Source organism: Rhizobium sp. CNPSo 3670, from assembly GCF_057784555.1.
In genome coordinates this window covers 1-14,034 of sequence record NZ_JBXSOL010000041.1, presented here as the reverse complement: position 1 = coordinate 14,034, position 14,034 = coordinate 1, and the positions used below count along the sequence as shown (strand labels likewise).

Sequence of the window (14,034 nt, the reverse complement as noted above, 5' to 3'; positions counted from 1 at the left end):
CTTAGGGTTTCAGAACAACCTTGATGCAGCTGTCCTGCTTGTCGCGAAACACCTTGTACATTTCCGGTCCCTGTTCGAGGCCGACAGTGTGGGTGATCACGAAGGAGGGATCGATCTGTCCCTCCTCGATGCGCCGCAACAGATCATCGGTCCACCGACGCACATGCGTCTGTCCCATGCGGAAGGAAAGGCCCTTGTTCATCGCCATGCCCATCGGGATTTTATCGACGAGCCCGCTGTAGACGCCGGGGATGGAGATGATCCCGCCCGGTCTGCAGACATAGATCATTTCGCGCAGGACATGCGGACGGTCGTTCTCCAACATCACCACCTGCTTGGCGCGATCCAACAGTGTATCCGGCTGGCCGATCGAGACGTGACTTTCCAGCCCTACTGCATCGATGCATTTTTCGGGGCCTTTACCGCCCGTCAGGTCGTTAAGACGCTCTATCACGCTCTCGTCCTTGAAGTTGATGGTGATTGCGCCGGCTGCTTCAGCCATGGAGAGACGTTCCGGAATGCAGTCGATGGCAACCGCCTGCTTGGCTCCGAGCAGCACGGCACTGCGGATCGTCATCTGGCCAACGGGGCCGCAGCCCCAGACGACCACGGTGTCGGTGGCCTCGATGTCGCACTGGGCGGCGGCCTGCCACCCTGTCGGGAAGATGTCACCAAGGAAAAGAACCTGCTCGTCCGTCAAGCTGTCGGGCACCTTGACATGTGTCTTGTCCGCGAAAGGGACCCGAAGGTATTCGGCCTGACCGCCGGGATAGCCACCGGTCAGGTGTGTGTAGCCGAAGAGGCCTGCCGTGGTATGGCCAAACGCCTTGTCGGCCATCTCCTTCTTGCGGTTTGTCCGCTCACAGACGGAGAAATTGCCGCGTTTGCACTGATCGCATTCGCCGCATGTGATGGTGAAGGGGACAACGATCCGGTCGCCTTTCTTGAGGCTGCCGTTCACCTCGGAACCGGTCTCGATCACCTCGCCCATCATTTCGTGCCCCATGATATCGCCGGGCATCATCGCCGGGATGAAATTATGAAACAGATGAAGATCGGAGCCGCAGATAGCGCAGCTCGTGACTTTAATGATCGCATCACGTGGATGCTCGATCTCGGGGTCCGACACGGTGTCGCACCGGATATCTTCCTTGCCGTGCCAAACGAGCGCGCGCATGCCTCTCTCCTTATCTGTCTGGTCGATTGCAGGGGTGAACAGTACGCGAGACCTCGGAAGATCGAGCAACTGACGGCTCACCGATAAGCCCCGCGAACCTCCACCCGCTTGAATAGTTCCTGGAGCGATCAGAGATTTTCGAAGGAGTGATCAGTGGAGGTGCAGCGACCAAGGCGAAAGGGTAGTTACCTTTGAACCCGGGATTAGCATCTGCGTTGAGTGGGGCGACGCAGCCTGTTCGGAAAAGCGTACAAGATACGATTCTTCAACGCGGACTGAGGCGTCAGCGCCTCGTTGAGACGCCTAAGTACACTCCCGCGCAGTTGCATAGCGCCTCTGTTTGATCGCCTGATGGTGATCATGGCTCACTTTGGCGGCATGAACTTGAATAGCGTGAAGGAATCGTCGGTCCAACCTTGATTGAACCAAGGCGAATCCTGGATATGCGATGCCGTGACGTATATCGCTCCGTCTGGTCCTTGTGCGAAGGTATCTGGCCAACGGAGTCGACTGTCTTCCAGAAAAGGCGTCACCTTGCCATCGAGACCCAAGATCTTGACGCCGTTGTTCTGCATCGTGCTGAGATAGATACGGTTCTGGTCGTCTATCCACAATCCGTCGGTCGGTTCCGTGTCGGCGTACTTTGCCGGTCTAGCCGCAGATGGGTCCTGGGAGGCTTTCTGCAAGGCTTCAGCTGAAATCCGGTACATCGTATTTTCGGTCAGGGCCTTCCAGTAGAGTGTCTCACCGTCCTCGGATAGCGCGATGCTGTCGGCATTGAATTGTGGTTGGCGGCCATCGGGTCTGCGAAGCGGCTTCCCGTCAACATGAACGACAACTCCTTTTTCGAACTGGGTGGAGGGGTCGTCACTCAGCACGCGCCATGCCTTGCCGGAGTTCAGGTTGAGAACGACCAGACCTCCTGGCGATCCAGCGTCTGTTAAGTAGGCAAAGGTGCCTTCAGGAGCGATGCGGACATCGTTGAGGTAGCTAGCCGGGCCGGCGACCCCAGCTTCGAATGGGTAAATGCGCTTGACGGTATTGGTCTTCAGGTCGACCTGAACCAGTTTCGGGCCGTCCTTGACCGTCTTTTCGCTGTTGGGCGCAGCCGGGTCGACAGCCCAAAGCGAGCCCCTGCCATCGGCAACTACGCTTTGTACCGTCACGAAGTGATCCTTTGGAGAAATCTCCGACATCTTCGCGTTGCGCCAGGAATTCCACTCATCGTTGGGATAGGGCCTGATCGATCCATCCTTCATCAATTCGGCGACGGAGATCGGAACGTCTTCCGACCAGCGAGGAAAGTTGACGAAGATCCTGCCATCCTCGGAGACGGTAACGCCGGTGACCTGATGCTCGAATGTCGCGACTTTCTCCAGACGGTCATCCGTCCTCCCGGCGACCGGTGCCACCAGTTCCTTGGCTTCGTTCGTCAGCCTTTCCAACGTCTGGGCGTGGGCGAAGAGCGGCGGTGACAGAACGACAGCAGTGGCTGCGGTCAACAGTGCGACCGTTCGAAGAGATATCCTGGACATAGCTCGGCTCCGGGTTGTTGCCGCTCTTGAACCTTGCCCGCATTCGAAAGTTCCCCGCATAATCGAAACTCTACGCTGCTGCTGTCGTGGAGGTCGGCAATCGGTGCTTGGCCGAGAGGCTTGTTGCGCGCTGGTTAGCGACAACGCCCGCGTCCGGAGCGCCAGACGATGTCATCAAGGCAGCGATATCCTGGCGAAGCGCAGCGCGATTGCGTTCAGCTCGATTGAAGTGAATATTGACCAAACCAGGCTATCTTACCTTCGAGGCGACAGAGCTCACTAATGCCTTGAAAAATAGCGGCAACCCCAGGCAAATCCGAAGCATCGCGACCGCTCGTCTTCTGGGGTCTGGTCCTCAATCCGTGTTCCCCACCGATGCTTGTCTCACGCTGGCTTATGCGAACTTATCATTCGCAAGTGCCGGATCGCTATTGGCTCTGCCAGCAATCTGTCAATTTGGCCCTGCAGCGGGACCAGATGCGGCATATCCATATGGGCATCGAGATCGGCCTGTCTTGTCCAGTTCTCGTAGAAGACGAAGGTGCAGTCGTCTTGCGCATCGACGTGGAAATCGTAATTGATACAGCCGGGCTCATTCACCCGGTAGAATGCTCCAGATCCGATTAATTCCCTTCATTAAATAGGATATCGATCTTCTTGCTAATCATCGTTGTCCCGTAACTGGACTCGGGACTTTTCTATTTCATCGGCCGGTAGAATGCCGAACGTACGATGGACGGCCGGTTGATATTGCCTCTGGACGGCATCAACGCCCGCTGTGATCGCGGTTCTCCAAGATGGGCCTCTGCCCCATGCTTCGCCAAGAGCATCTGCCAGATCGCGGCTAGCTCCAGTTTCTTGCAATGCCTCGAATAGCATTCCGGCCTGACGCAAGTCCTTTTCCTTCTTTGCCCTTCCACCGGCATCATCTTGACGCTGGCCAGCCACGATCAGTTTGTGGACAGCAAACCGTGTTGGATCGGGTACCACGACCGAGACACCGGCGCCATGCAGCAAGATCGTTCGCACCGGATCACGGATCAGGAAATCCATGTATCGGAGAGGTTCGGCAGCCGCGCCGCCAAGAGCGGGCATTTGCGCCGGTTGATCCGCGTAATCTTCCGATCCGCGGTTTGTCGTCAGGAACTCTACCCGGTAACCTTTGGAGTTGCGGAAGGCATTAGAGCGGGGAGAACCGGAGACATGGGGCACGGCGCGGAAGGACGGATCGATGGACTGAAGGAGAGCGATAATCGGCGGAATAGAGTCCTCGACCTCGCTTGAGATCGCGTAATCTTGAGCCAGGTCCGCGTCACCTGTAAGGATCGCTGCCATAGGCAGCCGAGTCCCGAGGTGGGCCGCATAACATTGGAACGCGACTGTGCCGACGAGGACGCCACGGAGCCGGAACAAACCGGCCGATGCCAACGCCTCGACGACTGTGCCCGTGAAGCGATCCGGAGCAATAAGACCAGCTTCGCGTGTCAATGCCGCCACCATCTTTCGCCGATTCTGGTAATCGTCCTTTTCACCCCTGAAGGTTTCAACCCGGGTTGTGATTTCGTCATCATCGGCGGGACCGACATAGCGCCGCTTTTGCCCGCCTTTGCCGTCCGGGTGGTCAAAATACCAGTATGAGCGGTTATCGACCTTGACCGAGACAAAGCGACCGGTGGGCGGAAAATCCGCCGACCACTGCGCATCAAAAGTCCGTTGCTGCAGCTCCGCGACCATCGTCCTGAACATGAGATCAATCTGCTTCACTTGAGGCGTCCTATAACATTTCCTCAAATCTAGTATAGTCAGTAAATTTGCGCAAGCTGGACAACGGAGATGCGGCCAGGGCACTCGCATCCTCTCCCCCGCCGAGGCCTCATAAATTGCGCTCATCGACGGAGCACGTTCGATATGGGTAGGGGGACGGACAGAGCGCAGTGCCAGCAGTTGAACGGAATCGAACCGCAAACCACCTGCGCAAACAGCTATGTGCCTGCTAACCCTTGTCTTCTTGTTTGCCTGCGGGGCTAGTTCCTGTCGATACTTTATGCGATCATTTTAGCCCTGACCGTGAACATCCTTGTAACAAGGCGTCGACGAGGCTCCGTGAACAACGGCTCGCCTCGGACGGCTGCCTCGGCGAGGAGCAGCGCCTTTACGACCTATGCCTGAACGCAGCACGAGATCGCTTTCGCTGGGTCATCAATGATGAGACAAAGCCTTCGATCACCCCCAGGCTGCGGGACGTTGAGATGCCATACCACCCGCGATACCCTACGGCGCGACTTGCTTCTCCAACTTGTCATAGTCTGCTGACCGCCTCGACGATGTCACGCAACGCGATCGGCTTTTGAAGCCTCACGACATCGGCCAGCTCATCCGGGATCACGTCCTGATCATATCCGGTCATGAACAGGAACGGTATGCCGCGCTTAACTAGCTTATGTGCGATCTCGAACCGCGGGCCGCCGCCGCCGAGATTGAGATCGAGCAAAACGACGGTCGGGGTCTCGTCCTCGAGAAGGTGCAGCGCGTGCTCCTCGGTTGGGCAGGGGCCAAGGACCTCCGCACCGGCCCCGCGAAGCGCCGCCGCGGTGTCCTGAGCGACATAATAATCATCCTCGACGACAAGGACGATCTTTCCAGTGAGATCAGGCGCTCCGGTCATATCGACGGTTCCTTGGTATAGTCGAGTCGGCACGGGGGCATCTGTTTCCAAAATGCTCTCGGCTTCGCGAAGCGGAAACTCAATGTGGCAACGCGCGCCGCCCGGCTCGATTGTCGTTCTGCCGGCGCCACGAAGCTCGTAGGGGATTTTCGCCTCGATCAGCTCCGAGCCGAAACCGCGGCGTGTCGGTGGCGGCCGCGACGGCGCGCCTTCCTCGACCCAGTCGATGGCGATCCATGACTTTCCCTGCTTCTCGAACGATGTCCACGTGACCGATACCTTGCCGCCAGTGACCGATAAGGCGCCATATTTCAAAGCATTGGTGGAGAGTTCGTGGAATGCCAGGGTCAAGACTTCGACGGCCTTGGGGGACAGCATGAGATCGGGGCCGGTCAGTTCATACTGGCTTTCCGAATGCGCCTGCGCTCCGATTTCGCTCTCGAGGATGCCGCGGAGCGATCCGCCGGCATTGGCTTGACGCGTGAGCAATGCCTGAACCCTGGCCAAAGCCAACAGCCGACCAGCGAGCGACGTCTTGTAGTCCTCGACATCAACAGCTCCGTCGGCGGACCGCACCACGATGGAACGGATCATCGTCATGATGTTGCGCACTCTATGCTGCAGTTCGTGTAGGAGCACGCCCTGGTGGGCGACGGCGATTTTTGTCTCGGTGACGTCCTCAGCGATGCCGCCAACGCGCTGCACGTTGCCTTTCTCGTCATAAAGGGGGAAGCCCGTGTCCCTGATCCAACGGAATGAACCATCGTTGCGCCGGATGCGGAATTCATAGATGGCAGGTTTACCGTGACGAGCCTGCTCGATGTGTCCCAAAGCGGCGTCCCGATCCTCAGGCACGATCATCGCCGCCCAGTGCTCAATGTCTCCGATGAACGCATCGGGCGCGGTACCATAGATCGTCGCGAGGGCCCGGCTGATGAACTCCATTCTCATAGTCTCGGCCTGCCTGATCCAGAGGCCGGACGCAGAGGCGTCTGCGAACTGCCGGAAGCGTTCCTCGCTCTCCCGCAGGGCTGCGTCGGCGCGTGCACGTTCTATCGCAGACCATGTTCTTTCTGCCGTTTCCTCGACCAACGCAATTTCAGCCCGGCTCCACTGGCGCGGTCGAGACGAGACCGCAGCCAACGAGGCGAGCGGAAAACTTGCGCCCTTTCGAAGGGTAGAAGCCAGCATGGCTCTCATACCTAGTGCTTTGTGGTTGGCACGTTCGGCTTCTGAGATATCGCGCCTTTCAAGATCGTCATTTAGGACAAACGTCCGCTCACGGATCTCGGCATAGGCCTCGGGGAAGTCCGACAGACGCACTGTTGGCGGCAGCGGCGGCACAGTGTCGTTGCCGACCTGGTAGGGAAATACTGCCTCGTCGTCCTCGGGGCGATAATACGTGATGTAGCAGCGGTCGAGGCCCAGATGGTCGGAGAGCAGCAGCAATGCGCGGGTCGCCACGGAGTCCGCGTCTGGCTCTGCCCGTAGCGCATCGCTGAGTTTTAGCAGAAAAGCCTGACGCTCTTCACTCTCGCGCAGCGTCCTTTCCGCCCGTTTGGCCATGGTAATGTCGCGGAACAGCATCGCGACCTGCCCCGGGCGCCCCGTCGCCAAGGCTTCAACCTGATATTCGCGACCGAATGCCGATGCGGTGAAGCTCTCGCTCGCGCCGCTGTCCACCACCCGGGCATAGCGATCCGAATTGCTTTCATTAACGTCCGGAACGACCTCGCGCATGGTCCGGCCCTCAGCATTGGCTATGCCTGTATGCCGCTCGAATGCCGGGTTCACAGCCCCGTATCTGAAATCGATGACCGCGCCCGGTACTCGATCGGCGATGCAGAAGCCTTCATCAATCGACTCGAAAAGCGTGCGATAGCGCTTGTCGCTCGCACGCAGTGCGTCCTCTACCCGCTTCCGCTCAGTAACGTCCTGGAACAACACAGCGACACGGGGGCCTAAGCCATTACTCGCTTCTGCGATTCGGGAGACGTGGAAACTGTACCAATGATCGAGCGCAGCGAGATATTCCTCCCGGCGCTCCGGTATCCCTGATCGGCCGACTCGATCATAGATCTCTATCCAATATTGTTCAGCTTCGGGTACCAGCTCGCTAAGTAGCCGTCGGTTGTAAGTCCGTCCACCGGTCAGTCGCGACGCCGCCAGATTTCCTCGCAGGTAGAGCGCGTCGATCGGTCGGCCGTGATGGTCGTAGATCACTTCGACGGTAACGAATCCTTCGTCGATCGCGTCGAACAGCGAGCGGTATTCCTCCAGCTGCGCCTTGGCCCTAGCCAGGCGCTCCTCCAGCAGCTTTATGGTTTCGGAAGCCTCCATGACCCATGTCTCCCATTCGAGCAGCACTGCAAACATTAACCCATTTCCGGTTCGGGTATGCTGCTTGGGGGAAAATTATCCCGAGGGTCTACTTACATAGCGACGTTCGGTCAGGGCCGGCTTCGGTCTTTCCGGACTTTGTGACAGTCGGGTTCCTCCCCCTCTTGTGAATAGCCGGATTAAGCGTACTGTGGGTCGTCGGTCGTGAACTCCTGGCTTCGATCGCTTGAGAGATACGTGTGCTCCCGCCCAAACGGAGAGCAAGACCATGTATCTGGAATATTTCCTTTCCCTTGATGATGACGGTATCGATTTAGTCACGAACGCAGTTCGAAATTGGTGCAAGCGCACCACGTCTCGTTGGAGTGCGAGCTGGGCCATGCGGCTATGCGTTTTGCGGTAGGAAGGACGCTTGGCGGCGAGAAATCACCGGATGCTCTCGCGGAGGCAATTGCAGCGCATATGAATGTCGTATGTCTTAAACAGGCGAGCTGACGCTGCAACCGTGCAGCACTATTTCTTAACTCATAAGCCTCCACCCCACCTCGCGGCGGCTGGCAAATCTCCGCACCCGCAGACCGGGCGCAAGAAACTCCTCGAGAAGTACAACGCCCTTCTCCCCGGCTGCGCTGGTCTCAGCATCGACCGTCTTCACCGGCACCGACCCCAACTCCCGTTTCACATTTGAGGGGCTCGTCAGGGCCAGTAAGCAGCGTCCTGATCGGCGCATTCTTCGGGGCTGAATTCATTCCCCAACTCGCGCCAATAGATTGGGGCGATCTTGTCGCAGTAGGTTTTGGGATCCAGCCCGAAAGGTCTGCGGCCCGCGCGATAATGGAAACTAACGCGTTGAAAGAACCTTTCGCAGAATTCCTCTTTGGTCATACAAATAAACTGCTTTCGGCTGAAAATCGTTCAATTGCGTCGTGCGCCTGTGGAAAACAGCGGTGGAAGGCCGGGGTGAAATGGGATCGATCGCCTTTGATGACGATGTAGAAGAAGCGCTCCGGGATCTGTCTGGCGAGTTCGGCGCAAGATGCGCAACAATACCCTCAGGTTTATCGTCCGCGAGTGGATGGAGAAGAACACCTATCTGCCGGTGCACGAGCTGGACGAAGATGGTGACGTCGATGGGGAAGCTTGATTGAGTGAAGATCGAATTCAGCTATGGACTGCCGTGTGCATCGTGGGCAGATGGCCCGTCGCGGGTCGTGTGCACGAAATGTGGATCGGAAGCCGCGGCGAAGACAATGTCGTTCTTCCGGGATGCTGCCAAGCAACGCGAGCACGAGGCTTGGCGGGCGGCAACCATATGGAACGAGGGGATCATTCCGCATGAGCATTGAGGGACATTCGACGGCGCCCGGGGGGCGAACGTCATCGCCGAGCAGTATTGCTGTGTCGCCGGCTGCGCGAAGTGGGGAAGCTTCGGCTTTTCGCAATCGAAGACGGTCGAAACGCGCTGGTGGTGCTTCGAGCATTATCCCTACTGAGACGATATTAAGAGCCGGAGCAATTCGAGCGAGGCGGCTACTTGACTCCCACGTAGCGGGTCAGGTGAGAGAGCGGTGTCCATCGAGACTTCTTATCAGACTTTTGAGTTCAGGTTCTTCCACCAGCAACGCCGCCTCTCGGGGCGTCTTCCAAACAACTTTGCGTTCCTTGCACTCCGGAAAGCTCTTTTTCATGCGGCGCACTGAAACTAGATGGACTTCCACTATCGAGGGAAGCTGCCGCCCATCATCAAGTGTCTTGATATAAGTGTAATAGCCAAAGATCCGTTTCTTCGCTCGACCTTTGACCCCCGCTTCCTCCCACGCTTCGCGCTCTACGACCTCATGTGAGGAAAGCCCTCTGATCGGCCAGCCTTTCGGGATTGACCATCTGCGCGTTTCTCGGGTGGTGATGAGCAGAACGTCAAGCGAGCCGTCAGTTCCAGGACGCACACACAATGCGCCGAATTGCTCAGCTGTACCGCCGCTCATAATGGTGGCCGCATGCCTCCCCAAACGCGACAAGTGTGTCGTACCGCTTTTCATTCGAAAAAGGTGGAGCGACACACGATCCGGACAAGAGGCTTCAAGGGTTCGCTGGCGGCGCCTGCCCTTTGGAGCGGTACCCATCCAACGGCGCGGCACGTCATTCCCTCTACCCAAGATTTGTAATCTGTGCTGAATGAAAGGATCAGGCGAGAACTCGTTCATCCCATCTGGCAGGCGCTCGGTTAGGAAAAGATACATTAAGCCGAACTTAGATGGTTTGATCGACAGGAGGTGCAAAATGGCCGGCGTTGCCTCAGCAAGACGTCCCTTCGAGAGGAGCGAGCCCGTTTCCATCTATGATCGAAACTTCCACCTAACTGGCTATTCCAGAGACTTTTCCGATTTGCACGAACCGGCCACGTTGGCCGACGCTACTCTGTGGCAAATTTATCCTGAATTATCGAATGAGCCCTATCGAAGCGCGCTGGTCAGCGTTATCTCCGGCGGCATTGCGACCACTATCGAGGTGGCGCTGCCAGTCAAGCGTCAGCTGATGATCTTCAGGGCAGACGGGGGCGTTGGTGTCCGGGAGAGCAGAGCAACGGCCTCGCCGCCACAAGGAGCGCTTGCAGACGACCGCGACCTTCTGCTCCATCAAGCGACCCACGACCTGCTCACCGGCCTGCCCAACAGGCGTGCTTTTAGCAGTGATCTACCGGCGCTGCTGCCCGCCGGCGCGGAATTCGCTTTGATGCAGATCGATCTCGACGACTTCAAGCTTGTCAATGACACGCTTGGTCACAGCGCAGGAGACATCGTCCTGCGGATAGCTGCGGAGAGGATACGCAATTCGCTCGGGCCAAATGACACGGCCTACCGCCTCGCTGGCGACGAGTTCGCGGTTATTCAACGAAGCGTCGGCCAGCCCGCCGAGGCAGAGCGGCTGGCCGAGACCATCGTCGAGGCTTTCAAGGAACCGCTCACAATCGATGGCATCACCGTCTTCGTTGGCGCAAGCGTTGGGTTGGCGGTTGCTCCAACCGACGGCAATGACAGCGAGGAACTGATGAAAGCCGCCGACATCGCGTTGTATGCGGCCAAGAGTGATGGCAGGCGGCGCGCAAGAACGTTTCAGCGATCAATGCTCCTGATCATCGAGCACCGCGAAATGCTCAGGCGCAGCCTCCGGACGGCGATTCAGAAGGATGAGTTTTACATCGAGTACCAGCCGATCGTCGGGTCTCAGGCGATGATCGTCGGCTTTGAAGCGTTGGTGCGTTGGCGTCACCCCATGGCGGGCCTGGTCCCCCCGGGTGTATTTATCCCTATGGCCGAGGCAGATGGGATCATGTCCGAACTTGGCCAATGGGTGCTGGCAACTGCCACGCGCCAAGCGTCAAAATGGCCTACACACCTCAAGTTGGCGGTCAACGTCTCGTCGGCGGAGTTTTTGCGGGAGGGTTTGCCCGACCGAATTGCCGACACACTGGATTTGGCCGGATTCGATGCCGAGCGGCTGGAGCTGGAAATAACCGAGTCGGTCCTGCTGGAGCGCACGACCGAAAACCTCGACATTCTGAATACTCTCAATGTGCTAGGGGTCCAGGTCTCGCTTGACGATTTCGGCACGCGCTACTCGTCCCTCGATCATCTCATGAACTTCCCTTTCGACACGATCAAGATAGACCGGGGTTTCATCAGGGACATAGAGACCGACGAGAAGTGCCAAACAATCGTACGCTTCGTCATCGCGCTCGCTCATGGACTCGGGATGTTGATCACCGCCGAGGGCGTCGAAACTGCTGGTCAGGCACTGTGGCTCGAACAAGCAGGCTGCGATCAGATGCAGGGATATCTGTTTGGCGCCCCCATGCCAGCAAACGCGATCGGCGATTTTCTCGGGGAGCCTTCGCGAAGTCGCTCGAACACAACAAAACATGCAAACTGGGCCGCAAACTAGCGCGTCTGCGCTAGACGTTGAAACCCCTTCAGAGCTTCACATCGACCGAAGTGGCGACTGGACTCTGGCCAAGCTGAGCGTACGATCCGGTGACAGCTCAGTGAGAGAGCTGCAAGTGCTCTTGGGAGGGTTGCCGTGAGCGCGAATACTGTCTCTGTTGCCCAGAGGGATGGGAAGTGGGTTGTGGCCATAATCGAATCTGGAGCAAGACAAGAAGTTGAATTCGTCGATGAGCGATACGCTCGGAACTATGCTGACGGGCAGGCAAAGCGGCTGGGGACGACGGTGGATCTCGCATACGATCGACTTGCGAGCAAATCAGCAGAGATCGGATAGCTTGGTAATCCCGCCGAAGGCCAACCGGAAGAACCCGCCTGCGTGCGACTTTAGAGCCTACAAGGATCGAAACCGTATCGAACGGATGTTCAACCGCCTCAAGCAGCTTCGCCGCGTTGCCAGACGCTATGATAAAACGGCGAGGTCTTTCATGGCATTTCTTGCTCTGGCTGCCGTTCGCGTTTGGCTGCCATCATTCGTCGCCATGGTCCAAGAGCCATGACGTGATCGGAGCCTCTCCCATTTCGGACGTCCTTATAGGTCGAGCTGATCTTGCTCAGCAGCGGCTCGTCATCCGAAATGATCTCGTAGAACGTGCTGTCGACAGCCCGGATTATCATCCACGGCTTGTCTGACTTCGTGGGTGCCAAACCAACGAACTCTCCCCAGACAACCTGCCGGGTATTCTCAGCTAAGGCGGCTAAATCTGAGCCCGAAAGCTGGCCATCCTCTTGTGCCAAACCCTCAAGCCGTTCGCCCCCTTCACAGGTAGCCTCAAACCATTCGCGCGCCCGTTTGGACGACTTGACTGTCGAGACCACCCAGCACGCTTCTAAAGAACCAGGAGTCAAAAGTAGTGGGCTCGCCCGGTTGGTACCGGACGAGCCATGGATCACACGAACTGCACATTCGCTGGTTGGAGGCTCGCAACCGTCACGTTCTTGAGAATGATCTTGTCATCGGCGTCTGCAGTGATGATAACATCGCTGCCCGATTGTGTGGAGGCCGCCAACAGATGCGCCCAGTCGGCAAAGACCGAGCTATCGACAGCGAGCACATCGTGGGCAGTTCCGGAAGCGACAAAGCCTACGATCGTTTCTATGCCACCGTTGGCGCCATAGACGAACGTGTCCGCGGCCACGCCGCCGATCAAGATGTCGTCACCCCCGCCACCTGACAGCCGATTTGCACCGCTGCCGCCGGTGATGACATTGTCGAGCGAATTGCCCGTTCCTGTAAATGCCGCCGTCCCGGTATAGGTGAGGTTTTCGACATTCGCCCCGAGTGTGTAGCTCGCCAGCGAGGTCTTGACTGTGTCGGTTCCCTCGCCGGCATTCTCGACCACCAAGTCACCGACATTGTCGACCACATAGACGTCATTTCCGGTGCCGCCCGTCAGCGTATCTGCGCCGGTTCCACCATCGAGCGTGTCATTGCCAGCCCCTCCGATGATCGTGTTCGCCGATGCGTTGCCCGTTCCCGCGAAGTCAGAAGACCCGGTGTGGACAAGGTTTTCGACATTTGTGAGCGAGGCCAGAGTATAGCTGGCGAGCGCCGTCTTGATCGTATCTATCCCGGCGTTGGCAGCTTCGGTGACCACATCACTGACATTGTCGATGACGTAGGTATCATTGCCAGCACCCCCGACAAGCGTGTCGATGCCGGCTCCCCCATCGAGGACATCGTTGCCAACCCCACCGGTAATCGTATTGGCAAGCTCGTTGCCCGTCCCCGTGAAGTCAGTAGTGCCCGTATAGGTGAGGTTTTCGACATTGCTGATTGCAGCCAGCGAGTAGCTTGCAAGTGCCGTCTTGATCGTGTCGGTTCCGGCTCCGGCATTTTCGATGATGACGTCGTTCAGGCTGTCGACGATAAAGGTGTCATTGCCATACCCTCCCATCAAGGTATCGTCGCCGGCCCCGCCATCAAGGATGTTGGCACCGTCACCACCTCTAATGACGTTGTTCAACGCGTTCCCGGTACCCGTAAATGCTGCCGTTCCTGTATACGTCAGGTTTTCAACATCGGCGACGCCTGCCAATGAATAGGTCGCAAGCGTTGTGAAGATCGTATCGCTCCCCTCCCCGGCATTTTCCGTCACCACGTCGCCGATATTGTCGACCACATAGTCATCGTCTCCAATGCCGCCAATCAGATGATCGGCTCCCGCCCCACCGTCGAGGAAATCGTCACCGCCGCCGCCGACAAGCGTGTCGGCGCCGGCGCCGCCTGTCAGCGTGTTGCTGAGCTCATTGCCAGTCCCTGTGAAGGCGGCAGTCCCGGTATAGGTGAGGAATTCGACATTCGCCCCGAGGGTA

9 protein-coding genes and 2 pseudogenes are annotated in these 14,034 nt (G+C 57.8%); 3 read left to right on the top strand and 8 right to left on the bottom strand.

The features are described from left to right. Position 1 precedes the first annotated feature (1 nt). The 5 genes from AC13QO_RS26710 to AC13QO_RS26690 form a co-directional block, all read right to left on the bottom strand. Positions 2-1,177: a zinc-dependent alcohol dehydrogenase gene (locus AC13QO_RS26710; RefSeq protein ID WP_488542379.1), complete on the bottom strand. Its 1,176-nt coding sequence runs from the start codon at positions 1,175-1,177 to the stop codon at positions 2-4. Between the two features lie 365 nt (positions 1,178-1,542). After that, entirely contained in the window at positions 1,543-2,622 is a 1,080-nt protein-coding gene (locus AC13QO_RS26705) for an L-dopachrome tautomerase-related protein (protein WP_488542378.1), read from the bottom strand. 474 nt (positions 2,623-3,096) lie between these two features. Next, on the bottom strand, positions 3,097-3,312 hold the full coding sequence (locus tag AC13QO_RS26700) for a putative quinol monooxygenase (protein WP_488542377.1): 216 nt from the start codon (positions 3,310-3,312) through the stop codon (positions 3,097-3,099). A gap of 60 nt (positions 3,313-3,372) precedes the next feature. Further along, positions 3,373-4,476 carry a nucleotidyltransferase family protein gene (locus AC13QO_RS26695; RefSeq protein WP_488542376.1) on the bottom strand — a complete coding sequence of 368 codons (1,104 nt, stop codon included), beginning with the start codon at positions 4,474-4,476 and terminating at the stop codon, positions 3,373-3,375. Positions 4,477-5,011: 535 nt separating this feature from the next. After that, the gene (locus AC13QO_RS26690) at positions 5,012-7,753 is read right to left on the bottom strand and encodes a PAS domain S-box protein (protein ID WP_488542375.1); all 2,742 of its coding nucleotides are present in this window, start codon (positions 7,751-7,753) and stop codon (positions 5,012-5,014) included. Positions 7,754-8,700: 947 nt separating this feature from the next. On the opposite strand from AC13QO_RS26690, the pseudogene AC13QO_RS26685 reads away from it, so the two are divergent. Further along, positions 8,701-8,861: pseudogene (locus AC13QO_RS26685) on the top strand (CopG family transcriptional regulator); the annotation flags it as partial. 409 nt (positions 8,862-9,270) lie between these two features. Here the strand turns inward: AC13QO_RS26685 and AC13QO_RS26680 are convergent. After that, positions 9,271-9,702 (bottom strand): NUDIX hydrolase, encoded by a 432-nt coding sequence (locus AC13QO_RS26680; RefSeq protein WP_488542374.1) that lies wholly within the window; start codon positions 9,700-9,702, stop codon positions 9,271-9,273. A gap of 295 nt (positions 9,703-9,997) precedes the next feature. Between AC13QO_RS26680 and AC13QO_RS26675 the strand changes: the two genes are divergently transcribed. Next, complete coding sequence (locus AC13QO_RS26675; RefSeq protein WP_488542373.1) at positions 9,998-11,659, top strand: putative bifunctional diguanylate cyclase/phosphodiesterase; 1,662 nt, start codon at positions 9,998-10,000, stop codon at positions 11,657-11,659. 340 nt (positions 11,660-11,999) lie between these two features. After that, a pseudogene (locus AC13QO_RS26670) lies at positions 12,000-12,218 on the top strand (transposase); the annotation flags it as partial. Here AC13QO_RS26670 and AC13QO_RS26665 read toward each other — a convergent pair. Together AC13QO_RS26665 and AC13QO_RS26660 are read right to left on the bottom strand one after the other, a co-directional pair. Next, the gene (locus tag AC13QO_RS26665; RefSeq protein WP_488542392.1) at positions 12,145-12,537 is read right to left on the bottom strand and encodes a hypothetical protein; all 393 of its coding nucleotides are present in this window, start codon (positions 12,535-12,537) and stop codon (positions 12,145-12,147) included. The pseudogene AC13QO_RS26670 and the gene AC13QO_RS26665 sit on opposite strands and share 74 nt — an antisense overlap. A gap of 71 nt (positions 12,538-12,608) precedes the next feature. Further along, positions 12,609-14,034 (bottom strand): calcium-binding protein (locus AC13QO_RS26660; RefSeq protein WP_488542372.1); only part of this gene is annotated, 1,426 nt, incomplete at its 5' end.